This is a genomic window from Mycobacterium sp. 1245801.1, from assembly GCF_001673055.1.
Lineage (GTDB): Bacteria > Actinomycetota > Actinomycetes > Mycobacteriales > Mycobacteriaceae > Mycobacterium > Mycobacterium europaeum_A.
The window spans coordinates 1-24493 of sequence record NZ_LZKY01000217.1; the positions used below are offsets into that span (position 1 = coordinate 1).

The 24493-nt window shown below is 67.5% G+C and carries 26 protein-coding genes and 1 tRNA gene; 13 read left to right on the top strand and 14 right to left on the bottom strand.

Translation table 11 applies throughout. The annotated features are described in order from the left end of the window. Window positions 1-70: 70 nt before the first annotated feature. From A5622_RS13875 to pgm, 3 genes are all read right to left on the bottom strand, one after another. Window positions 71-146 (bottom strand) — tRNA-Ala (locus A5622_RS13875). Window positions 147-202: 56 nt separating this feature from the next. Then, a complete protein-coding gene (locus A5622_RS13880; protein WP_232002976.1) occupies window positions 203-1411 on the bottom strand; it encodes an MFS transporter in 1209 nt (402 codons plus the stop codon). Window positions 1412-1464: 53 nt separating this feature from the next. Continuing rightward, a complete protein-coding gene (gene pgm / locus A5622_RS13885) occupies window positions 1465-3096 on the bottom strand; it encodes a phosphoglucomutase (alpha-D-glucose-1,6-bisphosphate-dependent) (protein WP_066879125.1) in 1632 nt (543 codons plus the stop codon). A gap of 102 nt (window positions 3097-3198) precedes the next feature. Here pgm and crcB (A5622_RS13890) point away from each other — a divergent pair, with 102 nt between their 5' ends. Next, a complete protein-coding gene (gene crcB, locus A5622_RS13890) occupies window positions 3199-3597 on the top strand; it encodes a fluoride efflux transporter CrcB (RefSeq protein ID WP_066879128.1) in 399 nt (132 codons plus the stop codon). Next, window positions 3594-3977: a fluoride efflux transporter CrcB gene (gene crcB, locus A5622_RS13895; protein WP_066879131.1), complete on the top strand. Its 384-nt coding sequence runs from the start codon at window positions 3594-3596 to the stop codon at window positions 3975-3977. Before crcB (A5622_RS13890) ends, crcB (A5622_RS13895) begins: the two co-directional genes overlap by 4 nt. Window positions 3978-3984: 7 nt before the next feature. Here the strand turns inward: crcB (A5622_RS13895) and A5622_RS13900 are convergent, their stop codons facing one another. Together A5622_RS13900 and A5622_RS13905 are read right to left on the bottom strand one after the other, a co-directional pair. Next, window positions 3985-4611, bottom strand: a complete 627-nt coding sequence (locus tag A5622_RS13900) for a GNAT family N-acetyltransferase (protein WP_066879134.1) — start codon at window positions 4609-4611, stop codon at window positions 3985-3987. 8 nt (window positions 4612-4619) lie between these two features. Beyond that, on the bottom strand, window positions 4620-4976 hold the full coding sequence (locus A5622_RS13905; protein ID WP_066879137.1) for a DUF488 domain-containing protein: 357 nt from the start codon (window positions 4974-4976) through the stop codon (window positions 4620-4622). A 52-nt stretch (window positions 4977-5028) separates the two neighbouring features. Between A5622_RS13905 and A5622_RS13910 the strand changes: the two genes are divergently transcribed. After that, window positions 5029-6303 (top strand): HNH endonuclease signature motif containing protein, encoded by a 1275-nt coding sequence (locus A5622_RS13910; protein WP_066879140.1) that lies wholly within the window; start codon window positions 5029-5031, stop codon window positions 6301-6303. Between the two features lie 3 nt (window positions 6304-6306). Here the strand turns inward: A5622_RS13910 and A5622_RS13915 are convergent, their stop codons facing one another. Continuing rightward, the gene (locus A5622_RS13915; RefSeq protein ID WP_066864920.1) at window positions 6307-7230 is read right to left on the bottom strand and encodes a CoA ester lyase; all 924 of its coding nucleotides are present in this window, start codon (window positions 7228-7230) and stop codon (window positions 6307-6309) included. Window positions 7231-7322: 92 nt separating this feature from the next. Next, the gene (locus A5622_RS13920) at window positions 7323-8285 is read right to left on the bottom strand and encodes a hypothetical protein (protein WP_066879144.1); all 963 of its coding nucleotides are present in this window, start codon (window positions 8283-8285) and stop codon (window positions 7323-7325) included. A 341-nt stretch (window positions 8286-8626) separates the two neighbouring features. Here A5622_RS13920 and A5622_RS13925 point away from each other — a divergent pair, with 341 nt between their 5' ends. The 3 genes from A5622_RS13925 (at window position 8627) to A5622_RS13935 (ending at window position 11202) form a co-directional block, all read left to right on the top strand. Next, complete coding sequence (locus A5622_RS13925; protein WP_066864926.1) at window positions 8627-8899, top strand: WGxxGxxG family protein; 273 nt, start codon at window positions 8627-8629, stop codon at window positions 8897-8899. Between the two features lie 230 nt (window positions 8900-9129). Further along, on the top strand, window positions 9130-9696 hold the full coding sequence (locus A5622_RS13930; protein WP_066864929.1) for a hemerythrin domain-containing protein: 567 nt from the start codon (window positions 9130-9132) through the stop codon (window positions 9694-9696). Window positions 9697-9726: 30 nt separating this feature from the next. Beyond that, complete coding sequence (locus A5622_RS13935; RefSeq protein WP_066879146.1) at window positions 9727-11202, top strand: YdiU family protein; 1476 nt, start codon at window positions 9727-9729, stop codon at window positions 11200-11202. A 2-nt stretch (window positions 11203-11204) separates the two neighbouring features. On the opposite strand, the gene A5622_RS13940 is transcribed toward A5622_RS13935, so the two are convergent. The 5 genes from A5622_RS13940 to A5622_RS13960 form a co-directional block, all read right to left on the bottom strand. Next, a complete protein-coding gene (locus tag A5622_RS13940; protein WP_066864936.1) occupies window positions 11205-12032 on the bottom strand; it encodes an LLM class F420-dependent oxidoreductase in 828 nt (275 codons plus the stop codon). A 32-nt stretch (window positions 12033-12064) separates the two neighbouring features. After that, window positions 12065-13636 (bottom strand): adenylate/guanylate cyclase domain-containing protein, encoded by a 1572-nt coding sequence (locus A5622_RS13945; protein ID WP_066879149.1) that lies wholly within the window; start codon window positions 13634-13636, stop codon window positions 12065-12067. 70 nt (window positions 13637-13706) lie between these two features. After that, window positions 13707-14117 (bottom strand): DUF4267 domain-containing protein, encoded by a 411-nt coding sequence (locus A5622_RS13950; protein WP_066865234.1) that lies wholly within the window; start codon window positions 14115-14117, stop codon window positions 13707-13709. Between the two features lie 58 nt (window positions 14118-14175). Then, a complete protein-coding gene (locus tag A5622_RS13955) occupies window positions 14176-14448 on the bottom strand; it encodes a hypothetical protein (protein WP_066864943.1) in 273 nt (90 codons plus the stop codon). An 11-nt stretch (window positions 14449-14459) separates the two neighbouring features. Beyond that, entirely contained in the window at window positions 14460-15056 is a 597-nt protein-coding gene (locus A5622_RS13960; RefSeq protein ID WP_066864946.1) for a TetR/AcrR family transcriptional regulator, read from the bottom strand. A gap of 97 nt (window positions 15057-15153) precedes the next feature. Between A5622_RS13960 and A5622_RS13965 the strand changes: the two genes are divergently transcribed. The 3 genes from A5622_RS13965 to A5622_RS13975 are packed head-to-tail and all read left to right on the top strand — an operon-like array spanning window position 15154 to window position 17317. Then, on the top strand, window positions 15154-16158 hold the full coding sequence (locus A5622_RS13965) for an oxygenase MpaB family protein (RefSeq protein WP_066879271.1): 1005 nt from the start codon (window positions 15154-15156) through the stop codon (window positions 16156-16158). Between the two features lie 50 nt (window positions 16159-16208). After that, window positions 16209-16706, top strand: a complete 498-nt coding sequence (locus A5622_RS13970) for an RNA polymerase sigma factor (protein WP_066879151.1) — start codon at window positions 16209-16211, stop codon at window positions 16704-16706. A 14-nt stretch (window positions 16707-16720) separates the two neighbouring features. Further along, window positions 16721-17317 carry a methylated-DNA--[protein]-cysteine S-methyltransferase gene (locus A5622_RS13975; protein WP_066879274.1) on the top strand — a complete coding sequence of 199 codons (597 nt, stop codon included), beginning with the start codon at window positions 16721-16723 and terminating at the stop codon, window positions 17315-17317. 46 nt (window positions 17318-17363) lie between these two features. Here the strand turns inward: A5622_RS13975 and A5622_RS13980 are convergent, their stop codons facing one another. After that, the gene (locus tag A5622_RS13980) at window positions 17364-17753 is read right to left on the bottom strand and encodes a DUF732 domain-containing protein (RefSeq protein ID WP_066864956.1); all 390 of its coding nucleotides are present in this window, start codon (window positions 17751-17753) and stop codon (window positions 17364-17366) included. Between the two features lie 184 nt (window positions 17754-17937). Between A5622_RS13980 and A5622_RS13985 the strand changes: the two genes are divergently transcribed. The 3 genes from A5622_RS13985 to A5622_RS13995 all read left to right on the top strand — a co-directional run bounded on the left by A5622_RS13985 (window position 17938) and on the right by A5622_RS13995 (window position 22079). Continuing rightward, window positions 17938-19395 (top strand): phospholipase D-like domain-containing protein, encoded by a 1458-nt coding sequence (locus A5622_RS13985; RefSeq protein ID WP_066879155.1) that lies wholly within the window; start codon window positions 17938-17940, stop codon window positions 19393-19395. 82 nt (window positions 19396-19477) lie between these two features. Continuing rightward, window positions 19478-20344: a phytanoyl-CoA dioxygenase family protein gene (locus A5622_RS13990; RefSeq protein WP_066864964.1), complete on the top strand. Its 867-nt coding sequence runs from the start codon at window positions 19478-19480 to the stop codon at window positions 20342-20344. 193 nt (window positions 20345-20537) lie between these two features. After that, window positions 20538-22079 carry an LCP family protein gene (locus A5622_RS13995; RefSeq protein ID WP_066879277.1) on the top strand — a complete coding sequence of 514 codons (1542 nt, stop codon included), beginning with the start codon at window positions 20538-20540 and terminating at the stop codon, window positions 22077-22079. Between the two features lie 7 nt (window positions 22080-22086). Here A5622_RS13995 and A5622_RS14000 read toward each other — a convergent pair whose 3' ends face one another. Beyond that, complete coding sequence (locus A5622_RS14000; RefSeq protein WP_369829241.1) at window positions 22087-23571, bottom strand: serine hydrolase domain-containing protein; 1485 nt, start codon at window positions 23569-23571, stop codon at window positions 22087-22089. Between the two features lie 192 nt (window positions 23572-23763). On the opposite strand from A5622_RS14000, the gene A5622_RS14005 reads away from it, so the two are divergent. Beyond that, window positions 23764-24468: a M15 family metallopeptidase gene (locus A5622_RS14005; RefSeq protein WP_066879161.1), complete on the top strand. Its 705-nt coding sequence runs from the start codon at window positions 23764-23766 to the stop codon at window positions 24466-24468. Window positions 24469-24493 lie beyond the last annotated feature (25 nt).

A 24493-nucleotide genomic window follows, 5' to 3' on the forward strand; every position in this document is an offset into this window, starting at 1 on the left:
GCGACGACGTGGATGCAACGCACGGTTTGCTGGATACCCAGCTATAACGATCGATAATCAGCAAACAATTTGGTGGAGCTAAGGGGACTCGAACCCCTGACCCCCACACTGCCAGTGTGGTGCGCTACCAGCTGCGCCATAGCCCCGAGAAGTCGTGCCCATCGAAGCTACACCACCGGTAACCGTCCATCAAAGTTGCTGCTCAGACCGGCTCCACGTCCGCCTCGGAGGCCAGCAGATCGGCCTCGAGATCCGCCGCCGTGCGGGTCTCCGGCGCCACCACCCAGCCGATCGCGGCGATCAGCAGGACGACCCCGCTGATGACGAAACCCCACATGTAGCTGAACTGCTCGGCGGCCCAACCGACCGCCATCGACCCGACAATCGCGCCCAGGTCCGACATCATCTGCACCGTCGCCACCGGAAGACCCGCCCGCGCCTCATTGCCCAGGATGTCGGCGACGGCGGCCTGCAACGGTGACATATAGATCCCCGTCATCGCCCCGACCACGCCCGCCGCCACCATGAACACCGGCAACGACGAGACGAAACCCAACCAGACGGTCGCCGCCCCGGACGTCACCAGCCCGATGATCAACAGGGTGCGCCGCCCCATCCGGTCCGACAGGTAGCCGCTGGGGATGACCGCCAGCGCGTTTCCACCCGCGAACGCCGCGAGCACCACGCCGATGATGCCGATGCCCCGGCCCATTACATCGGAGATGAACAGCGGCACCAGCGCGACCCGTAGGCCGAACGCGGACCAGCCGGTCGCGAAATTCGACAGCAACGCCGAGCGGTACGCGCGCACCCGCAGCGCCTCGCGCAGCGTCACCGTGGATCGCGTCGGGGGTGGCGGCGCAGCCAGCGCCGAGTTCCGCAGGCTGTAGAACAGCACCACCGCGACGGCCAGCATGGCGACGCCGTAGACCACGAACGGAGCGGTCAACCCCCAACCCGCCGCCAGGCCGCCCACCGCCGGGCCGCCGACCGCGCCCACCATGAACGAGGTGGTGAACAGCCCGGCGATCCGGCCGCGCGCATCGGGAGGGCTGATGTGGATCATCAGCCCCAGCGCCGAGACGTAAAACATCGTCGACCCGATGCCGCTGAAAACCCGGCAAAGCATTAACTGCCAGTAGGCCTGGGAAAAGGCACACGCGGCGGTGGACACCGCCACGATCAGCAAACCGCCGATGTAGATCCGCCGCTCGCCCAAGCGTTCGGTGAGCAGTCCACTGATCGGCGCGAAACACAACCTGCTCAATGAAAAGACGGTGACCAAGAAAGTCACCGCCTTGATGCTCACCCCGAACGTGCGCGCAAAGGTCGGCAGCGCCGGCGAGATCACGCCGTAGCCCAGGGCGATCATGATATTCGCCCAGCTCAGGATCCAGACTTCGCGCGGCAGCCGGCTAGAACGGGATGCACGTCCCCCCGGGCGGGCACGACGGAGGGAAAAGGTCACCCAATGACTTTATTAACCACCTCGCGCGCGGTCTCCTGCACCTGGGCCAAATGCTGCGGCCCCTTGAAGGATTCCGCGTAAATCTTGTACACGTCCTCGGTGCCCGACGGGCGCGCGGCAAACCACGCATTGGCCGTCGTCACCTTCAATCCGCCCAATGGTGCGCCATTGCCGGGCGCCGCGGTCAGCTTCGCGGTGATCGGCTCCCCCGCCAATTCGGTCGCGGTCACCTGGTCGGCGGAGAGCTTCGACAGCCGCGCCTTCTGGTCGCGATCGGCGGGCGCGTCGACGCGCGCGTAGTAGGGCGTGCCGTACTCGCCGGCCAGCTGCTGGTAGCGCTGCGACGGACTCAGCCCGGTGACCGCGAGAATCTCGGACGCCAGCAGCGCCAGAATGATGCCGTCCTTGTCGGTGGTCCACACGGAGCCGTCCCGCCGCAGGAACGACGCCCCGGCCGACTCCTCGCCGCCGAAGCCGATGGTCCCCTCGATCAGGCCGTCGACGAACCACTTGAATCCGACCGGCACCTCGATCAGCTTGCGGCCGAGCCCGGCGACCACCCGGTCGATCATGGACGAACTGACGGCGGTCTTGCCGACGGCGATACCGCCCGGCCACGACGGCCGCCGGGTGTAGAGGTATTCGATGGCCACCGCGAGGTAGTGGTTCGGGTTCAGCAGACCCCCATCGGGCGTGACGATGCCATGGCGGTCGGAGTCCGCGTCGTTGCCGGTGGCGATCTGATACCGATCGCGGTTGGCGATGAGGCTCGCCATCGCGTCCGGCGAGCTGCAGTCCATCCGGATCTTGCCGTCGTGGTCGAGGGTCATGAACCGCCAGGTCGCGTCGACCAGCGGATTGACCACGGTCAGGTCCAGGCGATGCCGCTGGGCGATCTCGCCCCAATAGTCGACGCTGGCCCCGCCCAGCGGGTCGGCACCGATGCGCACCCCCGCCTCGCGGATGGCATCGAGGTCGACCACGTTGGGCAGGTCATCGACATAGTTGCCGAGGTAGTCGTGGCGCTGCACGGACTGGAGCGCGCGGGCCAGCGGAACGCGCTTGACCCCCGACCCGTCGCGCAGGATCTCGTTGGCGCGCTTGGCGATTGCGTTGGTGGCGTCGGTATCGGCCGGTCCGCCGTTGGGCGGGTTGTATTTGAAGCCGCCGTCCGCGGGCGGGTTGTGCGACGGCGTGACCACGATCCCGTCGGCCAGCGCGTCGGTGCGCTCCCGGTTGTAGGTGAGGATGGCATGGCTGATCGCCGGCGTGGGCGTGTAGCGGTCCCTGCTGTCGACGACGGCCACCACCTCATTGGCGGCCAGCACCTCCAGCGCCGACACCCAGGCCGGCTCGGAAAGCCCGTGCGTGTCCCGGCCGATGAACAGCGGACCCGTCACGCCGTGCGCGGCGCGGTATTCGACGATGGCCTGCGTGATCGCCAAGATATGCGCCTCGTTGAACGCTCCGCCCAGTGCCGAGCCGCGATGGCCCGACGTGCCGAACGCCACCTGCTGGGCGACGTCACCGGGGTCGGGCGCGATCGAGTAATACGCCGTCACCAGGTGGGGCAGATCGACGAGATCTTCGGGCTGGGCCGGCTGTCCGGCGCGAGGGTTGGCGACCATGGTTGTCAATTCTGCCCGTGTCCGCGTCCCCCCGGGCTGCGCCGGTCTGGACTTCGGCCATACGCTGCGTAGCGCACCGGCAAACGAAGGGAACCGACGCCAGTGGCTCAACGGGACTATCGCGAATTGGCCGCGGTGTTCGCCGGTGGTGCGCTGGGGTCGGTGGCCCGTGCCGCGCTGAGCACGCTGGCCGGCGGCGATCCGGCGAGTTGGCCCTGGGCCACGTTCGCGGTCAACATCGTCGGGGCCTTCCTGGTGGGTTACTTCACCACCCGGCTGCTGGAGCGGTTGCCGACGTCAAGCTATCGGCGGCCCCTGCTCGGCACCGGATTGTGCGGCGGTTTAACCACTTTCTCGACAATGCAGGTCGAGACGCTGCGGATGATCGAGCACGGTCATTGGACGCTGGCCGTCTCTTACACGGTCACCAGCATCGTGCTGGGCCTGCTGGCGGTGCACCTTGCCACCAAGTTGGTGCGCCGGGTTCCGGTGCGCCGATGACGGCCGCCACCGTGACGACGGCTCTGGTCTGGGTCGGCGTCGCGCTGATCGGCGGCATCGGGTCGGTCCTGCGTTTCGTCGTCGACCGCACGGTGGCGCGGCGGGTGTCTCGGCCGTTTCCGTTCGGTACGCTATGCGTGAATGTCAGCGGCGCAGCGCTTTTGGGCTTTCTCGGTGGCCTGGCGTTGAACAAGGAGGCGGCCCTGCTGGCGGGCACCGCCTTCGTCGGCGCCTACACCACGTTTTCGACCTGGATGCTGGAAACGCAGCGGCTCGGCGAAGAACGCCAACTCCGCGCGGCACTGGCCAACATCGTCGTCAGCGTCGCGCTGGGTGAGGCGGCGGCCTTCATCGGACAGCAGCTGGCACAGCAGCTTTGATGGCTGTTCAGGTATCGCGCTGACGCGGGACGTCCTCTGGAGTGCGGGGCAGCACGTACAGCGCCATCCGCCGATTCGACATCTGATGCTCACCGAGGAATGTGCAACCGCTGCGCTCACAGAACTTGCGCGCCAACACGTTGCGATGGTCGGGATCGAACATGATGCGGCGACATCGCGGATCGAGGGTGAGGATGCTGACCACCAGGTAAGGCAGCAGGTAGCTGACGTGGCCGCGCTCGATGTGGTCCAGATCGGCGACCGCGACGTGCAATCCCAGATCGTGCGGGTCGTGCTCATACCGTCGGGCGATGGAATCCTTTGCCGCCCTGTATAATTCGATATACGCGCGATCGACCCCGTCCAGGGTGGCGATGAAGGGACGCGAAAACGCGCCTTCCAATTGCGCCTGCAGATACCGATGCCAGCGCTGCACCGGCCAGTTGGACTCCCAGGCCTGCACCAGATGGGGCCGGCTCATCCACTCCGCGATCATTGCGGCGTCGGCGTCCGGGTCGACGACGCGCAGACCGTAGGGCTCGGGGAGGTCCGGGATGGGCGGCGGCGGGACGCTGCTGATCGCCTCGGGAAGATCGGTCAGTTCCCGCGGAAGGATGGGCTGGGCGTCACTCATCACTGGACTCAGCGCGGCTTGAGCAGCTTCGCCAGGACGGCCGCCTGGCTGATGTCCAGGTCGCGGGTCGCCGTCACCAGCGTGACCGGGCCCTGCTTGGCAAGCGCGCGCAACTCCTGCAGGGCGGCATTGCCGTGCAGCTCCTCCTTGTAGCGTGCCGCGAATTCGTCGAACCGGTCCGCGTCGTGGTGATACCACTCGCGCAGGTCCTTCGACGGCGCGACGTCCTTGCACCACATGCCCACTCGCGGATCGTCCTTGCGCACTCCCCGCGGCCAGACCCGATCGACCAGAACCCGCTGCCCCTCGCCGGGGCTGACTTCGTCGTAGACCCGCGCCACCTGGATGCGCCTTCTGGCGCTCATCCGTTCAGCGTAGCGATGGGCGCTTGTCGGTGGGCCGTTTATAACCGAATATATGTTCGAAGAATTGGCGGCGGTCGACCCGGCTGCCGACGAAGCGGCGCTGATCGAGCGCATCGCCGACTTGGAGTCGATCAAGTCTGCGGCGGCAGCGGGCCAGGCCCGAGCGGCGGCGGCCCTGGATGCGACGCGTCGGGCCGCCGAAGCGGCCGCCGCGGTGCCCGCGGCGCGCCGCGGCCGCGGCGTGGCCGGCGAGGTCGCGCTGGCGCGACGGGACGCACCCGCGCGAGGCGGCCGGCACCTGGGCTTCGCCAAGGCTCTGGTGTACGAGATGCCACATACGCTGGCGGCGCTGGAGAGTGGGGTCTTGTCCGAGTGGCGGGCCACGTTGATCGTGCGCGAAAGCGCATGCCTGGACGTCGAGGACCGCCGCGCCCTGGACGCCGAAATGTGTGCCGACCCGACGAGTCTGACCGGCATGGGCGATGCGCGCGTGGCCGCGACCGCGAAGGCGATCGCCTACCGGCTCGATCCGCACGCCGTCGTCGAGCGGGCGGCCAAGGCCGCGAATGACCGGACGGTCACCATTCGGCCGGCGCCGTACACGATGACCTATCTCACCGCGTTATTGCCGGTGGCCCAAGGGGTTTCGGTGTACGCGGCGCTGCGCCGTGAAGCTGACACCCGCGGCGACGGGCGGCCGCGCGGGCAGGTGATGGCGGATACGCTGGTGGAACGAGTCACCGGGCGCTGCGCGACGGTCCCTACGCCGATCGCGGTCAACCTGGTGCTGTCCGACGAAACGCTGCTCGGCGGCGGCAATGCACCGGCCGACGTCTGCGGCTACGGTCCCATTCCCGCCGCGGTCGCGCGGAGCATGGTCGCACAGGCCGCCACCGACGATCGTTCGCGAGCGACCCTGCGCAGGCTCTACACGCATCCCCGAGCGGGGGCACTGGTGGCCATGGAATCACGGGCACGACTTTTCCCGCGCGCACTCGCCGCGTTCATCGGGTTGCGCGATCAACGCTGCCGCACGCCCTACTGCGACGCGCCGATCCGGCATCGCGACCACGCACAGCCGTGGGCCGACGGCGGCCTCACCACCGCAGACAATGGCCTGGGCCTGTGCGAGCGCTGCAACTACGTCAAGGAGAACGCGGCGTGGAAGGTTAGCACCGGTGTTGACGAAAACCATACGCACACCGCGCTTGTCACGACACCGACCGGCAAAACCTACCGGTCGGCGGCCCCGGCGCGTGGGCCCACGATCACCGTCAGCAAGCTGGAGATCCGCGTCGGTGTCGCGCTCGCGCGACACGCCGCATAGCGCTCAGTAGTGATAGGTGTCCGACGGCGCCGGCGAATGGTCCCGTTCTTCGTCGTCGAATTCCGACGATTCGATGCCGTACGCCCGGGCGAGCTCGAGAATCTTGGTCGCCCGGGCGATGCGCGGGAGGTCGGAGCCGTTGCGGATCTCTCCCCCGTCACGCTCGAACTCAGCGAAAAACTCTTTAGCCCACGAGATTTCGTCGTGTGAGGGTGACAGGCCCTCGTTCACAACGGCGCATTGGTCCGGGGTCAAGCAGATCTTGCCGGTCATCCCGAACTCCACGGAAACCGCCGTGGCCTCGATCAGCTTCAAAGCGTTGGAGCCGATCGTGGGCCCGTCGATGGCGCTGGGCAGGCTGGCCGCCTTGGCCGCGATCGTGAATCGCGACCGGGCATACGCCAACGTGCCCGGGTCTTCACCGAACCCCGTGTCGCGGCGGAAGTCGCCGATGCCGAAGGCGAGTCGGAAGGTTCCCTTCGCCGCGGCGATCTCGGTGATGCGCTCCAGGCCGCGGGCCGTTTCCACCAGCGCGACGATCGGCACGTTGGGCAACCGTTGCGCCGTCTCGGTGACGTGGTCCACCGATTCGACCATCGCCAGCATCACCCCGCCGACCGGAGTGGCGGCCAGGGCGGCGAGGTCGTCCGCCCACCACGGGGTGCCGAAGCCGTTGATGCGCACCCAGTCGGTGTTCCCGGCGTTCAACCAGCGCACCACGTTGTCGCGGGCGGCGTGCTTGTCCTTGGGAGCGACCGCGTCCTCGATGTCGAGCACGACGATGTCGGCGCGCGAGTGCGCCGCGGCCTGAAACCGGTCGTCGTGCGCACCGTTGACCAGCAGCCAACTCCGGGCCAACACGGGGTCGATGCGGAAACCGATGACGTCGTCGGAGTCCGGCGCGCTGCTGTTGACCTGCTCGTACATTCCCCAACCGTAGCGATATCGCAGACGGCTCGGCCGCCCGACCGAGCGAGAACTCGGGCCGGGCGGCCGTGCCACCTGATCGGATGTTCGAACTAGTTGATGCCCACGACCTCTTGCGCAATGGCCGCGACGCGCGTTTGGGCAGCTGAGACGACCCGCTGGCGATTCTTGTTCGCCTCCTCGTAGGCGATGATCGCCCGCACGTCGCTCGGGCTGGTGAGCTCCTTGACCGCGGCCGCCGCCTCGTTGACGTTGAGCTCGTCGTAGTTGGCGATGGGCAGCTCGTCGGCGTCGAGGACACCCACCGCGGCGCGCGCCGAGTGCAGGGCATCGGCGGTCTGCCGGGCGCCCTCGTTGCGAGTGACCTTCTCGGCCGCCTCGAGCGCGGCATTACGCGACGCGGCGAGCGCTTTCGTCGCCACATCACCGGCGTGGGCGCCCCTGCCTACCAGGTCATTGATCGCCGGCCGCGCCGAACGCAGTGCGTCGGCGGCGCGGTCGATTCCGCGGGTCGACCACTCAACGGGCAGGTTGAACAGTTTCACCGCGGTCCCGGTCGCCGCCTGCAATGGCGTGCGCCGCAGCGCGGCCGGACCGCCGAGGGCGTCCTCGGCAAGGACGGTCGTCAGCCAGGCGACGGTGGCCGAGTGCGCAGTGATCAGCCGCGTCGCCAGGCTTTCGATGTCGGGGAGCTCGGCGGCGACGGCCAGCGCCTTGAGGTAGCGCGAGCGGTCCAGCAGCTGGTTTTCCAGCGCCAGATCACCCAAAAGCGCCTCATCGAAAGGTTGGGCCTGCTCGGTCAAGGCCTTGACCGCGGCCGCGGCGCGGCCCAGGAACGGGCCGACCACGTCGGGGACGCCACCGAGGTCCCGGATCGCCTTCTCGATGGCCTCCGATCGCTCACGCCCGTTCGAGGCGTTCTGCGTCAGCTCCCGTTGCACCGCCTCGGTGCGTGCCTGCGCGATGCGGGTTTCGGCGACCTGGATTTCGGTGTTGGTCAGCTGGTGCAGTGCGCGCAGCTGCGCAAGCACTGTGGTCTTGTCCGATGAAGTCATGAAGATTTCGCCTCCTGCGTTGATTACTTGGATCGGCACGAGAGCGCCTTGTTTCTGCGGCTACCCATTCGCCGGGGGGCGCTCAACATCTGCGGCGGACGTGTGACACATCTCGCTTTTTTGGTTGGCGTCCGACCGGCCCGCCAATCGCTGCGGCGGTGGCCAGCAAACGAAAAAGGTCTGGCGTCGAGTTTCGGCGTGGTTTGCCGGGGTAGCCCACACCTCGCTACGTTGCGGCCATCGGTCGTGCGTCGTGTCATGCGGAGACTAGAGCATCCTGGTCCCGAAATGCGTGTCGATCAGTCGTTATGGCTCGATCAGCAAACTCACTAGGAGTAGAAATGCGTAAGACCATTGCAATCGTTTCAGCCACCGGAGCGCTGTTGTTCGGTGGCGCGGGTGTCGCCAATGCCTCCAGTGCTCCGGCGCCCTCCTCCACGACGACGACGTTGGCGGACAGCAACAACAACAATGACCAGCACAGCGACAAGACCGGGCTGTGGGGCCTGGCTGGCCTATTGGGCCTGGGCGGACTCGCCGGACTGATGCGCCGCAAGGACACGCCCGCCGGCACCGGCGTCGGGCCGGCCACCACCCGCGACCGCGGCGTCTAACTAACCCGCGCTTCCCAGATCCCCGTCGGACGTCCGCGCGGTTGACGGGGATCTGGGGAGCCGCGCACAAACACCCTGTGCCGCAAGCTATTTCAGCTGACGGTCGAGTGCCGGCGTGCGTCGCGCACGGTGAGGCGCCGTTTGGCGGCTTGTGCAGCGGGTATGCCCTGGATCAAGCCGCACACAGCCCAACGTGCGTTTCCCACTCTCTCCTCACAGGAGGTACGGCGATGGCCGAGATGATCATTCAGTCACCCGACGAAGTCGTCGCGTTCCTGAAAGCCCAGCACAACCTCATCGAGGACATGTTCGATCAGGTGCTGCACGCCACGGACCCGAAAGCGCGTGAAGAGCCGTTTGCGGCCTTGCGCCAGTTGCTGGCCGTCCACGAAACGGCCGAGGAAATGGTCGTGCATCCGCGGGTGCGGCGGGAGGACGACGCCGGCGACGCCATCGTCGATGCCCGTCTCAAGGAAGAGCACGAAGCCAAGGAGCTGCTCTCGCAAGTGGAGAAGCTCGATATCACCTCCCAGGAATTCATCGACGAACTCCGCAAGCTGCGCGAGGCCGTCCTCGAGCATGCCCGGCAGGAGGAGAACGACGAATTCCCCGTGCTGGAACGCGAAGTGGACCCCGACGATCTCAAGCGGATGGGCGCGGCGGTACGTGCGGCCGAGGCCATCGCCCCGACGCGTCCGCACCCGGGCGTGGAGTCGGCGAAGCTCAACTTCGCGCTCGGGCCGTTCGCATCCATGCTCGACCGTGCCCGTGACCTGATCGGGAAAGCGCTCGGATAGAGCACCCGGGTTTTCCGTAGGCTCGATGAGATGAGCGTTGCCCCGGATACCACCGTCGCGCTTCAGGATCGGTTCTTCCGCGAGCTGCCGGAGATGGCGGTCCGCTGGCAGGCGGAGACGTTCCCCGAGTTGCGGCTGCTGGTGCTCAATGAGCCGCTCGCCGCCACACTGGGCCTCGACCCCGGCTGGCTGCGCGGCGCCGAAGGGCTGCGCTTCTTGGCAGGCAACCTGGTGCCCGACCGCGCCACTCCGGTAGCCCAGGCCTACGCCGGGCATCAGTTCGGCGGCTTTGTTCCGCGGTTGGGCGACGGGCGTGCGCTGTTGCTCGGCGAACTGGTCGACGGTGACGGACGGCTACGCGATGTCCACCTCAAGGGCTCCGGAGCCACCCCGTTCGCCCGCGGCGGTGACGGGCTGGCGGCGGTGGGGCCGATGCTGCGCGAATACATCGTCAGCGAGGCGATGCATGCCCTGGGAGTGCCCACGACGCGGTCGCTGGCGGTGGTGGCCACCGGGCGTCCGGTCCATCGCGAAGAAACGCTGCCGGGGGCGGTACTCACCCGAGTGGCAAGCAGCCATCTGCGCGTCGGCAGCTTCCAATTCGCCGCGGCCACCGGCAACCACGACCTGCTGCGCCGCCTCGCCGACCACGCGATCGGCCGCCACCACCCCGCTGCCGCCGGGGCCGAGAATCCCTACCTCGCCCTGTTCGAAGCCGTGGTCGCCGTCCAGGCATCGCTGATCGCCCAATGGATGCTGATCGGGTTCGTCCACGGGGTGATGAACACCGACAACACGACCATCTCGGGCGAAACGATCGACTACGGACCGTGCGCCTTCATGGAGGCCTACGACCCCGACACCGTCTTCAGTTCGATCGACTTTTGGGGCCGCTATGCCTACGGCAATCAACCCGTGATCGCCGGATGGAACCTCGCCCGGTTCGCCGAGACGCTGCTGCCACTGTTCTCGGACAACACCGAGCAGGCGATCGCGCTCGCCGAGCGGTCGTTCGGGATCTTCCAAACCCGCTACGACGCGGTGTGGTCCTCCGGGATGCGCGCCAAGCTCGGTTTGCCCGCCGACATCGACGCCGAATTCGCCACGGTGTTGGCGGAGGAATTGCTCCTGCTGCTCAAGCAGAATCACGTCGACTACACCTCGTTCTTCCGCCGGCTCAGCGAGGCCGCGCGCACAGAAGCCAAGTCAGGCGCCGAACCCGTCCGCGGGTTGTTCGCCGACCTCGCCGGTTTCGACGCCTGGCTGACGCGGTGGCGGGCGCTGGGTCCCGACGCCGATGCGATGGATCGCACCAACCCGATCTACATTCCGCGCAACCACCTGGTCGAGGAGGCCCTCACCGCCGCGACGGCCGGCGAGCTCGGCCCGTTGGAACAACTGCTCGCAGCGGTGACGCAGCCCTATGCCGAACGGCCGGGTCTGGAACGCTACGCCACCCCCGCCCCCGAGGACTTCGGGAAGTACCAAACCTTCTGCGGGACTTGAGTTTACGATAGCTTGGCGAGCTCGGCCTGCAGCCCGTCCAGGCGTCGCAGCGTCTGATCGCGAGGCTCCGTTGGCAGGTCCACCAACAGGTGTGTCACTCCCAGATCGCGATAAGCCTCGAGGTTCTCCGCCGTCGGTTCGCCACCGTGGAAGTGGATCACCGGCACGTCCTGGCCGGCCACCTCGCGCAACTGCTCGAGCGGAGCCGACAGCTCCTTCGCCGATGGTGTCATCGACAGCCACCCCGCGTTCAGCCGGGCGATGCGCTTGAAGCCCGCCGGCCCGCCGCCAAGATAAAGCGGCGGATAGGGCCGCTGCACCGGCTTGGGCCAGCTGTAGATCGGGTCGAAGTTCACGAATTCGCCGTGGAATTCCGCCTTTTCGTGGGTCCAGATCTCGATCATCGCTTCGAGCCGCTCGTCCACCACACGCCCGCGAACCGCGGGATCCACACCGTGATTGGCGATTTCCTCGCGCAACCAGCCGACGCCCACACCGAACCGAAACCGGCCCTGCGACACCAGATCGAGCGATGCCACCTCTTTGGCCGCGTGGATCGGGTCGCGCTGGGGCACCAGCGCGATGCCGGTGCCCACCACGAGTCGTTCGGTGGCGACCGCCGCGGCGGTCAGCGCCACGAACGGATCCAGGGTGCGGTAGTACTTCGGCGGGATCGGCCCACCGCTCGGGTACGGAGTCTTCGCGTCGACCGGGATGTGTGAGTGCTCGGCGAGGAAGAGCGATTCAAACCCGCGCTGCTCGAGCGCCTTGCCCAGATCGACGGGACCAATGCCGTCGTCGGTAACGAAAGTCAGCACACCGAAACCCATGACGCTTAGTCAACCGCATCGCCGCGCGGCTGTCAGCGCGACGTCGTTCCGGCGGCCAGTTGGCCGCCGTCGGTGATCGGGGCCAGACGCGCCATTCCGCGCAGGATCCAGGGGGTGCGCCGGGCCAGCACCGCCACCGCCCGGTCCGATCGACGCATCGAGGTCCGTGGGCCGGGCGTGGGTGCCGCGGCCAACTGCGCTTCCCGCGACGCTATGCCGGTGCCGTGGCGGTCGACGGCGACCAGCTCCCACTCGCCCGGTACACCGCGCAACTCAACGAGACCGCGCTCCCGGAAACCGATCCCGGAGCCGACCACCAGGTCACGAACCGTGCGCGACACCAGGATTTCCCCACCACCGGCTTGACCGAGGATCCGGGCCGCGATGTGCACGGCGATGCCACCGATGTCGGTGTCCATGAGTTCGCACTCGCCAGTGTGGATGCCGATGCGAATCTCGACGCCCAGTCTCTCGACACCGTCGCGCAGGTTCTCGGCGCAGCGGATGCCCTGGGTGGGCGCGTCGAAAGTGATGAGGTAGCCGTCGCCGGTGCTCTTGACCACGGTGCCGCCGTATCGTCGCGCGGCCTCTGCGGTGATCTCGCCGAAGCGCTGCAGGATCGCGCGCCATCGCTCGTCGCCGGTCGCCGCCACGCGTTCGGTCGAGGAAACGATGTCGGTGAACAGCACTGTGCGCAGGGCGCGGTTCGACGGCGGCGGAGTGGCGTGGCTGCCGGTGAGAAGCTCCTCGATCTCGGTGGCGATCTTGTCGGGATCGGTGAACCACGGCGCGTGATCGGTGCCGTCGAGTTCGACCATCCGCGCGTTGGGAATGTGTGCGGTGAGGTACCGCCCCGCCTGCACCGGGACGCCGGGGTCCCGGGTGGCGTGCACGACCAGCGTGGGCATGGTCAGCGTCGGCAAGATCGGCCGCACATCGATCTGGAACGCCGCTTCGAGTGTGGCCCGCGCCATTCCGGGGCTCGCGCACATCCGCTCCAGCATGCCCAGCTGCCGAGAGGACCGGACGGAGGGCAGCAGACATTTGAGGGCCTCGCCACTTCCCCACGCCGACAACACCGCCCGGCCGAACCTCTGAAAGCCGCTGATCTGTTCTTCGGACGGGGTGTACTCCTCGCCGAGCTCGGCTATGCAGCGTGCCCGCAGTTCGGCCGGATCAAGATCGAGGTCGTCCCATCCCTGGCTGGGAAGGTATGCCGCCGTGCCGGTGAGGATCAGCGCCCTGGTCCTTTCCGGTCGCGTCGCGGCGAACAACATGGCGGCCGGGCCGCCCTCGCTCACGCCCAGCAGGGCGGCCCGCTGGAAGCCCGCGGCGTCCATGACGGCCTCGATCTCGGCGGCCCGATCGTCCAGGGTGCGGACCCGCGGCACCGGGTCCGACAACCCGACGCCCGCCTTGTCGAAGAGGATCACTCGGCAGAAGGTGGCCAGCCGCTCCATGAAGGCCTGGAACTCCGGCATCGCCCAGTACAGCTCGACATGGCTGGCGAACGAGCCAGCGAAGACAAGTTCGATCGGCCCGTCACCAAACACCTGGTACGCGAGGCTGAGACCACCGCTGTTTGCATACGCCGTCTCCGGCACGCACTGAGCGTACCGAGTGCATTCCGTTCTAGGGCAGCAAAAAATTAATGATTCGCCCGGGTATGTCAGCTCAGGGCGCTGGCGGTTCGGTCACCGCGCGGTTGGCCGGACGGCGGCTCGGGCGTACCGCACCCCAGAGGCCGGTGGCGACGCCGACGGCGGCGCCGCCCAGGCCGATGATCTGTTGGGAGGGCTTCAGCTCGCCGTGCACGCTCAGCCCGCCGACCAGGTCGGCCACGTCGGCGCCGGCGGACGCCAGAAACCAGCCGCGCGTGTTCTTACCGCGCAGCGCCGCCGCGGCGAGCAGCACACCGATCAATGCGTCGCGATAACCCATCGAGCGCAACAACAATTGCGCGGTCGGCGTCGGCTCTTCCGGGTCGCCCCATAGCTTGTTCGCCCGTAAGGGATCGACGAGGAATGAAACGCCAGAGGCGAGGCGGATGGTGCCTGCAAGAAGGCCGAACCGGTCGATTGACATGTTCACAGAGCCTAGGAGCAAACCGTCCCGTCGTGCACGCATTGCGTCCGCACGTCGCTCACGGTGCGGGGCAGGAATCGGCGATCTGCAACGACGCCGGCCACAGCACCGTGGCCGCCCCGAAGGCTATGGCGTCCGCGCCGGTGGGCGACACGGCTTCGATCCGTGCCTGGATTCGCTGGGTCTGCTCGGGATGAAAGACGGTCCACGCGAACCCAATACACAAATACGGAATGGTCAGCCACACCGCCAGTTCGATCAGCGCGCCGACGCTGACCTTGTGCCCGAGGATGCGTCGGACCGGGGCCATCGCATGATCGATTCCGCCCATGAGACTCCCAGCTACCGAAGCACCAGTTTGAGAGCGTAGTCGACGACGGCGTCGAGATCACTGCCCAGATGCCCGGCGAGCCACTGCTGAGCAAGCTCGGCCATGGCACCCGTGTACAGGGCGGCGGCCACCTCCGCGGCCACCGGATCGGAATCCGGATTGAGCCGCCAGCCCTCGGTCAGCACGCCCTGGCGCAGCATGTCCTGCGTCGCGCGACGGCGCGCGGCCAGCACGGGATTCGTGCGGGCATCGGTGAACAACACGCGACCGCGCCGCGGATCGGCCGACGAGAAGCCCAGCACCGCCGCGATGCCGGCGCGGGTTCGGGCCCCCAACGAGTCCCCCGCCTCCTCGATGGCGGCCGCGATCACCTCGGTCAGCTGCTCGCTCACCCGGTCGTAGACCGCGCCGAGCAGTTCGTCGGTGTCACCGAAGCTTTCGTAGAAGTACCGCGTGTTCAGCCCGCATTCCCGGCATACCGAGCGCACCGAGACGGCCGCCTCGCCGCCGTTGCCGAACAGGCGATAGGCGGCCTCGACCAGCAGCGCACGACGCTCGGCGCGGCGGTCCTTGAGCGGTATACCGGCCCACCGGGTGGGACTCGACATTCCTACAGCGTAAGTCGAGTGGGCTTCGGTCTTGTCACACTCGTAGCCAAAACTTATTCTGGTTACAGTCGTGACCAGAACTGCCGAGGAGCGCGCCGTGTTTCTGCCACACCAGATCGTCGGGCAGCTGATCAACAAAAAGTTGGACGACAACATGCGGCGGTACTTCTTTCGTGGCATGGAGTTCGCCGCACCCGTCGGCGATCCGGGCTGGTTCGGTCCCGACAGCGCCGTGTGGCGGGTGCATTCGCACCTGCCCGCCCTGATCTTCGGCCTGCAATGCGCCGCCTTCATGGAGACCCTGGACCCGTCGATCTATTGGATGGGGATGCATCACTCGCGGCTGATCAAGCGGGACAGCAACGGGAACCCGGTTTCGCATGTGCCCCACATCGATCCGGAAGGCGCAGCGACGCGCCTCGGCCACTCGGTGGCCTTCTTCATCGGCACGGCATACGGGTCGACGGAAACCGCTGAGCGACTGGCGAAATCGGTGCGCGCGATGCACCACACCATCAAGGGCACGCGCCCCGACGGCGCCCGCTACGACGCCGACGACCCCGAGTGGCTGCGGTGGAACTATGCAACGGTGGTCTGGGGCCTGGCCACCGCACACGAGCTTTATCACCCAATGCCCTTGCGCGGCAAGCAACTCGACCGATACTACGGCGAGTTCGTCCGGGTCGGACACGCCCTGGGCGGCACCGATCTGCCGGCCACCAAGGCCGAAACGCTCGAGTGTCTCGAGTCCTACTTGCCGAAACTGGCTGTCACACATGGCAAAGCGATGGGTACCGGCCCCAACGTTCCCATGCCGCAGGCGGCCGTCGACTGGGCCATCCGTGACACCATGCCGAAGTGGGCCAAGCAGCTGCTGCAGCACCGCGACTGCAACATCATCGAGCGCACCGCCCGTCGCACCGCGGTGTGGTCGATCATCAACGGGATCAACGCCGCATCCGGCCCGGCCCCGGAGTTTCGGCAGGCCCAGGCCAGGGTCAAGGGCGGCACCGCCGTCCCACACACCCTGCCGACCTACGTCCTCGGCAGCGATCAGGTTCGCAGCCGCTCCGAGGTGGAGCGCAGCTTCCAGTCGGTGTAGCCCACACTAAGGGCATCTCACAGAACTCCCGGCCCAAGCGTCTACACAGCGTGACAGCCAAACGCCCCTTCGAGGCGGTGGTGGTCGACCACGGTCCCGCGGTGTTGCGGGTGTGCCGTGCCATCGTGGGGCCGGTCGACGCCGACGACGCCTGGTCGGAGACGTTCTTATCCGCGTTGCGCAGCTACCCCGACCTGCCCGCCGACGCCAACGTCGAGGCCTGGCTGGTCACCATCGCACACCGCAAAGCCATCGACGTCACCCGGGCCCGGGCGCGGCGCGCGGTGCCCACCGATCAGGTTCCCGAGACCGCCGGCCCGGCGGACCCCGGCAGGGACGACGACCTCGCCGACGCGCTGGACAGGCTGCCGGCCAAACAGAAGCAGGCCGTGGCCTACCACTATCTGGCCGGCCTGCCCTACGCCGAGATCGCCGCCATCCTCGGCGGCAGCCCCGACGCCGCCCGGCGCGCCGCCGCCGACGGCATCGCCACCCTCAGGCGCACGTACCCCGGCATCGCCACCACCGGGACAGGAGAACACCGATGAGCAACGAACGAGTGATGGCCCACGAGCTGGCGCGGATCACCGACGCCACCGCCGGCGATCTCGACGCGCTGCACGCCCGGCTAGCCACGTCCGCCGAACACCAAGGCATCCTCGACATCGCCTACCGTGTCGTCGACAGCCCGGTCGGCGCCCTGCTCATCGCGGCTACCGAGCACGGCCTGGTCCGCGTCGCCTACGCCAGCGAGGGCCACGACACCGTCCTGCAGAGCCTCGCCGACAGAATCAGCCCACGCATCCTGCTCGCGCCGGCCCGTCTCGACACGGCCGCCAGGCAACTCGACGAGTATTTCGCCGCCAAGCGCCAAGAATTCAGTGTGCCGCTGGACTGGCGGCTCTCGGTCGGATTCCGCAACACGGTGCTTCGCCATCTGCCCGAGATCGGCTACGGCCACACCGCGAGCTACGCCGCGGTGGCCAGGCTGGCGGGCAACCCCAACGCCGTTCGCGCCGTCGGCAGTGCCTGTGCCACCAACCCGCTACCGGTCGTGGTCCCCTGCCACCGCGTGGTGCGCAGCGACGGCGCGCTGGGCGGCTATCTCGGGGGCGTGGAAGCCAAACGCATCTTGCTCACCCTCGAGGCCGCGGCGTAAGGGCGAAACCCGTTGCTGCATAACGTGATAGCGGCCGAGCCGACCGCTAGGCGGCGCCTGGGGTGAGCGGCGGAAGGTCGACGACCGGCGCCGGCTGCGCCGGCGGCGCCTGGTTCACGCGTTGACCCAGGTGCTGCGGGCAGTAGGCGCTCGCCGCGATCATGGTGAACTGCGCGGCGCCGTCGACCGTGAACCCGGGATTGCTCGACGACACGCTCTTGATGACGTCCACCTGGGGACTGCCCTGGTCCATCAGCTCACACGCCCTTTTGCCCACCCCGACGGCGGCGGCCGGATCCCGATAGGTGATGCCCGCCTGGTTGAGCGCGGCGATGAAGCTCGCATCAGGTCCCGAAGTCCCGACCGGGTCGGCGTAGGCGGGCGCGGCCGCGCCGACCAGGGCGGCGGAGCCCGCAAGCACTACCAGCATTCGCATCGCTTCATCCTCATATAGATCGGCGCCATTGTCCTGCCGAGGCCCTCCGACCCCGCATAACCGCGGTGAAGGTGCAAGTCGAGCGGTCGGGCGGCGGTTGCGCAGCAATCCTGACAGCCGCCTCCGATGTGGTACACAGTGGCTATGTCCGCGCTGCCCTATCAACCTCGTTGAGAGCCCCGGCATGCACGACGATCGACTTCTGATTCCCGGCCAGACCTGCTGGCGCGTGGCGCGTGCCGACCAGTTTGCCCCCATCATCGACGCGGCCGACTACTTCAAGCACGTCAAGGCGGCCATGTTGCGCGCCCGCCATCGAATCGTGCTGATCGGCTGGGATTTCGACTCGCGGGTGACGTTCGAGCGGGGCGAGAAAACCCTTCCCGGGCCAAATCAGTTGGGCGCGTTCCTTTATTGGATGGTGTGGAAACGCCCCGGCCTGGACATCTATGTACTGAAGTCCAATCTTCGTCTGCTGCCGGCCTTCGATGGGCTGTGGTTCGCCCTCACCCCGGTGTCGCTGCTCAACCAGATCAGCAGCAGGCGACTGCACTTCGCCATCGACGGCGCACACCCGATCGGCTCCGTGCACCATCAGAAGATCGTCGTCATCGACGACGCCGTGGCCTTCTGCGCCGGCATCGATCTCACCCTGGAACGGTGGGACACCCGTGCGCATGAGCACGACAATCGCCATCGGCGCACGGCGGGACGCGGCTATGGGCCGCGGCACGACGTCGGGCTGGCGGTTGACGGCGCGGCGGCGCGGGCGCTGGGCGAGCAGGCGCTGGCGCGCTGGGAGACCGCGACGAAACAATCGCTGAGCCAGGTCGAGGCCAAGCACAGCGCCTGGCCCGCCAAGCTGCGGCCGAGCCTGCACAACGTGGACGTCGGAATCGCCCGCACCGTGCCGGAGCTGCTAGATCGCCCCGAAGTGCGGGAGGTCGAGGCGCTCAACCTGGCGGCGATCGCGGCGGCACGCCACACCATCTATGTCGAGAACCAGTATCTGGCTTCCCGGACCATCGTCGAGGCGCTGGCCGCGCGGCTGGCCGAAGACGACGGTCCCGACGTCGTCATCGTGCTGGCCCGTAGGGGCAACAACCCTCTCGAGCGCGGAACCATGGACAGCGCACGGCACCGCCTCATCCGGCTGCTGTGGGAAGCCGACGAGCATGACCGGTTGGGCATCTACTGGCCGGTGACCGACGGCGACGGACCGATCTACGTGCACTCGAAGGTGTTGGTGGTCGACGATCGGCTGTTGCGTATCGGCTCGTCGAATTTCAACAACCGGTCCATGGGCTTCGACAGCGAGTGCGACGTGGCCATCGAGGCGCGGCCGGATGATCCGCGACACGACGAGCTGCGCCGCGAAATCTCTTCGTTCCGGGACGAATTGGTGGCCGAGCACCTCGGTGTTTCGGTGGGCGAGTTGACAGAGGCGATCGGCGAACACCAGTCGGTTTTCAAGGCGATCGAGGCGCTTCGCGGAGAGGGCAAGACGTTGCGGCCATTCACCGAGCGCACCGTGGCCAACGAGGCGGGTCCGCTGGCCGAGAACGACCTGATGGATCCCGACCACGTTCCGCGGTCGCTGACCCGTAGCGTGCAACGCTTCATCACCGGCCTTCGGGGCTGACGAGTCGGCGATTCGGGGTGTGGACCGAGGCGAAATCGGCTTAGTGTGGGCAGAAGTGCCAGTGGACTAAGGACGAGCACCGATGAGCATCGACGACGAATCCGTCACCACGCTGGAGGATCTGCGGGGCGATCTGGCGCAGCGGTACAAGCGCACGCCGACCGGCGGAAGTTCGGTCGACAACGCGATTGTCGAGGCGGACATGGCGGCCCTGGACCGCGACGGCTACGTCATCTGGGAGAACCTGATCAGCGCCGAGCAGTGCTCGCAGATCCGCGAGGTGGTGCGGCCGTGGCTCGGGCACACCGGACGCAACTCGTTCGAGGGCCTGCGCACCCAGCGCATCTACAGCGTGCTGAGTAGGACCCGGGTGTGCGATCGACTTGTCGATGATCCCCGGGTGCTGGCGGTGCTCGACCGCTTGCTGATGCCCAACTACCTGCTTTCGGCGTTGCAGGCCATCAACATTCAGCCCGGTGAGGCCGCACAGCTGGCGCACCACGACGACGGCTTCTACCCGATTCCGCGCCCCCGCGCACCGTTGGCCGCCGCGACGATCTGGGCGATCGACGACTTCACCGCCGACAACGGCGCCACGGTCCTCTACCCCGGCAGCCATCGCTGGGGCAAGCGCCGGCCCGCTCCCGGCGATGAGGCTTTACCGGTCGTCATGCCCGCCGGCTCGTGCGTCTTCTTCGTGGGCACGCTGTGGCACGGCGGCGGCGCGAACAACACCGACGGTGAGCGCCTCGCCGTCACCGCGCAGTACTGCCAACCCTGGCTGCGCCCGATGGAGGCCTTCACCTTGTCGGTGTCGCGAGATATCGCGCGAACCGTTTCCGATGACATCCGCCGGATGCTCGGCTACAGCATCCACCCGCCGTTCGTCGGCAACGTCGACGGGCTGCATCCGTTGCGGCTCTTGGAGATTGAGTTCGGGCCGCAGTAACACCGTAGCCGCGCCACCCGATGCCGACCTCTCAATCCGCGCAAACCGCGGTTTGAAGCGCCGCTACCTGGCTATTCTCAGTCCTGTCATGACGCGTCGAGCGGGGCCGCCCGGCGAAGAAGCATCGGATTCAGCGACGGCCGAGCCCCGGAATCGCCTGCACCGCAACCACAGAATCGTGGCCGGTGCCAAGATGCTGGCCGCGTTGATCTCCCTGGTGGTGGTCGCGGTCATCGGCATCGCTTGGCACGCGTATCGCAGCGCGTCGGCGGGCATCACCAAATCCGAGGCGCTGGCCGGTGAACCGGCATCGACCGGAAGTGATCAGAACATTCTGATCATGGGTCTGGACAGCCGGCGCGACCAGCATGGCAGGCCGCTTCCACCCGACATCTATGACGCGCTGCACGCGGGCAACGAGGACTCCGCCGACGGGGATTCCGACGCGCTCATCGTCGTGCACCTGCCCGCCGGCGACGCTGCGGCCACGGCGATCTCAATCCCCCGCGACGATTATGTCGATCTGGCCGGATGCCCCACCTCGGACTGCCGCGGCAAGATCAAGGAGGCCTACAGCTACGCCTACCAACGGGTGATGACCGGCCGCACCTCCGCCGGCTCGCAATCGAGTCCGACCCCGACTCAAGGTCAAGACGCCACCGCGAAGGAACAGGCCGCACGGGAGGCGGGCCGCAAAGCCGAGATCAGCACCGTCAAAAGCCTTTTGCAGATCCCGATCGACCACTTCATCGAAGTCACCTTGGCCGGATTCTTCCAAATCGCCCGGGTGGTGGAACCAATCACGGTGTGCCTCAACGAGGACACGTCGGACCGCTACTATTCCGGCGCGGACTTTCATAAGGGCATGCAACAGATCAGCGCAGGCCAGGCAATGGCCTTCGTTCGACAACGCCGCGACCCCAACGATGCGGCGTTCACCGACCTCGATCGAAGCCGGCGCCAGCAGGCCTTCATCGTCTCGGTTCTCAGCGCGCTGCGCCGCGGCGGGGCGCTGTCGGACCCCAGCCGGCTGCGCGCCCTGTTGGACGTCGCCAAGCAGAACGTCGCCGTGGACGCCGGCTTCGACTTCGACGATTTCGTGCGAAATGCGTTGACATACCCCAATAGGCCGGTGGAGCTGTACACGCTGCCGGTCACCGGCTTCGGTCAACTCTCAGATGGCGCCTATGTGAACTTCATCGACACATCCACCGTCCGATCCATCGCACACAACCTGGTGGGCGCCGATTCGTCTACCGCACCCTCGACCACCAGCCCCACCACGGCGGCGCAACCGGACGGCGACGCGCAGAGCACCGCGGGCAGCGTCGTCCTCGACGTCGTCAATGCCTCGGGACGCCAGGGTGAGGCCGCAACTGTCCAAATGCTCTTGGCGACTGGGAAATTCAGCCAGGGCAAGGTGAGCACGGCCGACTCCACCACCGAGACCAGCACCATCACCTATGGGGTCGGCGCGAAGGTGGCGGCCACCGAGCTCGCCGACCAGTACGACATAACGGCGACCGCATCCGACAGCGTCGCCCTCAACACGGTGCGGCTGACCGTCGGGACCGATTTCTCCCGGTTCGACCAGACCCATCGTTCCACGTCGGAATCGACGACGACGGCAGCGGCACCGGTCACCACCGTGCCCGCTACCGGCGCCGGTACGCAGCAACCCGCCGTTACCAACCTCTCCCGCATGACCGCCGACGGCATTCCCTGCGTGAAATGACAAAGAGCTACGGTTTTTTCCGCGGCGCGGGCGTCGTTTCCATTGGTGCGGCGCCGTAGAGGTGCAGGGCCTGCGCCGCGGCTGTGGCCACCGCGCCCCGGAGGTGCGAGATCGGCGGGCTGCCCCGTAGGTGAATCGAGTTCGAGAGCAGAATGACGTAGGTATTCGACCCTGGGTCCATCCACAGCGTGGTTCCGGTAAATCCGGTGTTGCCGAAGCTGCCGACGGGAAAGACCGTCCCGCGCGGCCTGGAGAAGGCCGTGTCGATGTCCCAGCCAAAACCGAACAGGCTCTGCCCCTCGATCGCCGGATATTTCGGAGTGCGGGCTTGCTGGGCGGCACGGTTGGCCGCTTCTACTTGTTCCGGGCTATGGCCGGGCTGCTGCGGTGTCGTCATCAGCGCGAGAGTCGTTGGCCGCAAGGGGAATTCACTCGGGCGATCCGCCAGCCGATCAAGCAGCGCCTGGGCAAAGACGCCGACGTCGTGGGCCGTCGAGAACAGGCCGGCGTTGCCGGCCACTCCTCCCATGCGGCGCGCCGTCGGGTCATGCACCGTACCCCGAAGCAGCGCAAAGAAATCCGGATTCTTGCCCGGGTCGTCTCGGCTTTCCTCGTCGCGCGCTGTCGGGGCGATGCGCGGCAAAACGTTCGTGTTCCAGGTCCCCGCAGGACATGTCACGGGCGCCGACCCCGCTGCGGCGGGGCCCCACGCTACGGCGGCCCCGCGCACTACATGTGGTCCGCACGCTTTGTCCACCGCAAGATACCGAGTGTCTTGCAGCCCAAGCGGCCCAAACACATTGCGCTCGACGTAGGTGTCCTCGGCCTCGCCGGTCGTCTTTTCCAGCAGCGCGCCCAGCAGGATGTAGTTGATGTCGGAATAGCGGAAAAGCTCCCCCGGGCCCGACTGCAGTGGCGTGGTGAGCGCGCGATGAATGCCTTCGGCTTTGTCGGGTCCGCCCAGTCCCCAAGGGTCTGCGAGGTTGACGTCGATCCCCTCGCCGGAGGTGTTGGTCAGCAGCATGCGGACCGTGACCTTCGCCCGCTGCGGGTCGTTCGCCGCGTTGAAGTCGGGCAGATACTTCTGCACCGGATCGTCGAACGCAACCCTGCCCTGTTCGTAGAGCTGCATGATGGCGACCGCCGTGGCGAGACACTTCGTCAGTGACGCCATGTCGAAGATGGTGTCCTCGGTCATCGGCTCGGCCGGTGCGGGCGACCCGTCCAGCCCCGGCTCGCCCGCGAGCTTGCGCGACCCGTAGGCCTGGTGGAAGACGACCTTGCTGTCGTGCCCAACCATCACCACGCCGCCCGGGAGCCCGCCTGCCGCGATCGCGTCATTCATCAGCTTGGAGATGGTGTCGAATTCGGGGGCGGGAGCCGCAGTCGGCGCCGCCGCGGGCGCCGGTGTCTGCGCGGGCTGCGGTGGGCGCTCGGTGACCGGTGTGTGTGCCGTGAACGCCCACGGCGAAGCCGCGATGAGGGCGAGCAACACAATCGCGACGACAACCGTCTTGCGCAGCGAGGGCGGCCAGAACTTCCCCCTGCCACTGACTACCGGCATATCGCAAGGGTAAGGCGGGGGCTTGGCTGTCTGCAGTAGCGTTGGCGCCGGACCCGTCTCGCGACGCCCGGTTGCGACGGTCTTGTTCGCGATGGAGCAAGCGGTGAGGACCCATCCCCGTTGATTGCCGGCAGGCGGTGGGGTGCCGTGCTGGCCGGCGCGTTGGCGGTCGGGGTCACCGCGACGCAGTGCACCGCCGCGCCGCCACCCCCGGTGGCCGGGCCGTCACCTCCCGCATCCACGACGTCGAGGCCGCCGCCGGCGCCTGGCCATCCCGACGTTCGCCCGGTCACCGCCGGGGAGCTCGGAGCGAGCTGGCGCCCTGGCTGCCCGGTGAGCCCGGCGCAGCTGCGGCGCGTCGGCGTCGACCACATTGGCTTCGACGGCCAGACCCACCGCGGTGAACTGATCGTGCACGAGGACCTGGTGCCCGACGTCATCGCGATCTTCGAGCGGCTGCACCGGCTGGGCTTCCCCATCGAGAAGATCCGCACCGCGGACCGCTATCCGGCCGCCGACGACGAGCAATCCATGGAGGACGACAACACGTCGGCGTTCAACTGCCGCGGCATCCCGGGAAGCGAACACTGGTCACCACACGCCTACGGTCGGGCCATCGACCTGAACCCACGCCTGAACCCCTGCGTCTACGCCGACGGCACTTTTCAGCCGCACAACGCAGCGGGCTATCTGGATCGCGGCCGCAGTGACCCGGGGCTCTTACACGACGGCGACCCGGCTGTCCGCGTCTTCACGGACGGCGGGTGGCGGTGGGGCGGCCACTGGACGGAGCCCATCGACTACCAGCACTTCGAGCGGCCCTGAGCCAGGCTTGCGGTAAGAATGGATG

What these genes read in the sequence shown, in the direction of transcription:
- pgm (WP_066879125.1), bottom strand. Translation starts at nt 3,096, where the DNA reads ATGGTCGCCAACCCTCGCGCCGGACAGCCGGCCCAGCCCGAAGATCTC.
- crcB (WP_066879131.1), top strand. Translation starts at nt 3,594, where the DNA reads ATGACGGCCGCCACCGTGACGACGGCTCTGGTCTGGGTCGGCGTCGCG.
- A5622_RS13900 (WP_066879134.1), bottom strand. Translation starts at nt 4,611, where the DNA reads ATGAGTGACGCCCAGCCCATCCTTCCGCGGGAACTGACCGATCTTCCC.
- A5622_RS13905 (WP_066879137.1), bottom strand. Translation starts at nt 4,976, where the DNA reads ATGAGCGCCAGAAGGCGCATCCAGGTGGCGCGGGTCTACGACGAAGTC.
- A5622_RS13910 (WP_066879140.1), top strand. Translation starts at nt 5,029, where the DNA reads ATGTTCGAAGAATTGGCGGCGGTCGACCCGGCTGCCGACGAAGCGGCG.
- A5622_RS13915 (WP_066864920.1), bottom strand. Translation starts at nt 7,230, where the DNA reads ATGTACGAGCAGGTCAACAGCAGCGCGCCGGACTCCGACGACGTCATC.
- A5622_RS13920 (WP_066879144.1), bottom strand. Translation starts at nt 8,285, where the DNA reads ATGACTTCATCGGACAAGACCACAGTGCTTGCGCAGCTGCGCGCACTG.
- A5622_RS13925 (WP_066864926.1), top strand. Translation starts at nt 8,627, where the DNA reads ATGCGTAAGACCATTGCAATCGTTTCAGCCACCGGAGCGCTGTTGTTC.
- A5622_RS13930 (WP_066864929.1), top strand. Translation starts at nt 9,130, where the DNA reads ATGGCCGAGATGATCATTCAGTCACCCGACGAAGTCGTCGCGTTCCTG.
- A5622_RS13935 (WP_066879146.1), top strand. Translation starts at nt 9,727, where the DNA reads ATGAGCGTTGCCCCGGATACCACCGTCGCGCTTCAGGATCGGTTCTTC.
- A5622_RS13940 (WP_066864936.1), bottom strand. Translation starts at nt 12,032, where the DNA reads ATGGGTTTCGGTGTGCTGACTTTCGTTACCGACGACGGCATTGGTCCC.
- A5622_RS13950 (WP_066865234.1), bottom strand. Translation starts at nt 14,117, where the DNA reads ATGTCAATCGACCGGTTCGGCCTTCTTGCAGGCACCATCCGCCTCGCC.
- A5622_RS13955 (WP_066864943.1), bottom strand. Translation starts at nt 14,448, where the DNA reads ATGGGCGGAATCGATCATGCGATGGCCCCGGTCCGACGCATCCTCGGG.
- A5622_RS13960 (WP_066864946.1), bottom strand. Translation starts at nt 15,056, where the DNA reads ATGTCGAGTCCCACCCGGTGGGCCGGTATACCGCTCAAGGACCGCCGC.
- A5622_RS13975 (WP_066879274.1), top strand. Translation starts at nt 16,721, where the DNA reads ATGGCCCACGAGCTGGCGCGGATCACCGACGCCACCGCCGGCGATCTC.
- A5622_RS13980 (WP_066864956.1), bottom strand. Translation starts at nt 17,753, where the DNA reads ATGCGAATGCTGGTAGTGCTTGCGGGCTCCGCCGCCCTGGTCGGCGCG.
- A5622_RS13985 (WP_066879155.1), top strand. Translation starts at nt 17,938, where the DNA reads ATGCACGACGATCGACTTCTGATTCCCGGCCAGACCTGCTGGCGCGTG.
- A5622_RS13990 (WP_066864964.1), top strand. Translation starts at nt 19,478, where the DNA reads ATGAGCATCGACGACGAATCCGTCACCACGCTGGAGGATCTGCGGGGC.
- A5622_RS13995 (WP_066879277.1), top strand. Translation starts at nt 20,538, where the DNA reads ATGCTGGCCGCGTTGATCTCCCTGGTGGTGGTCGCGGTCATCGGCATC.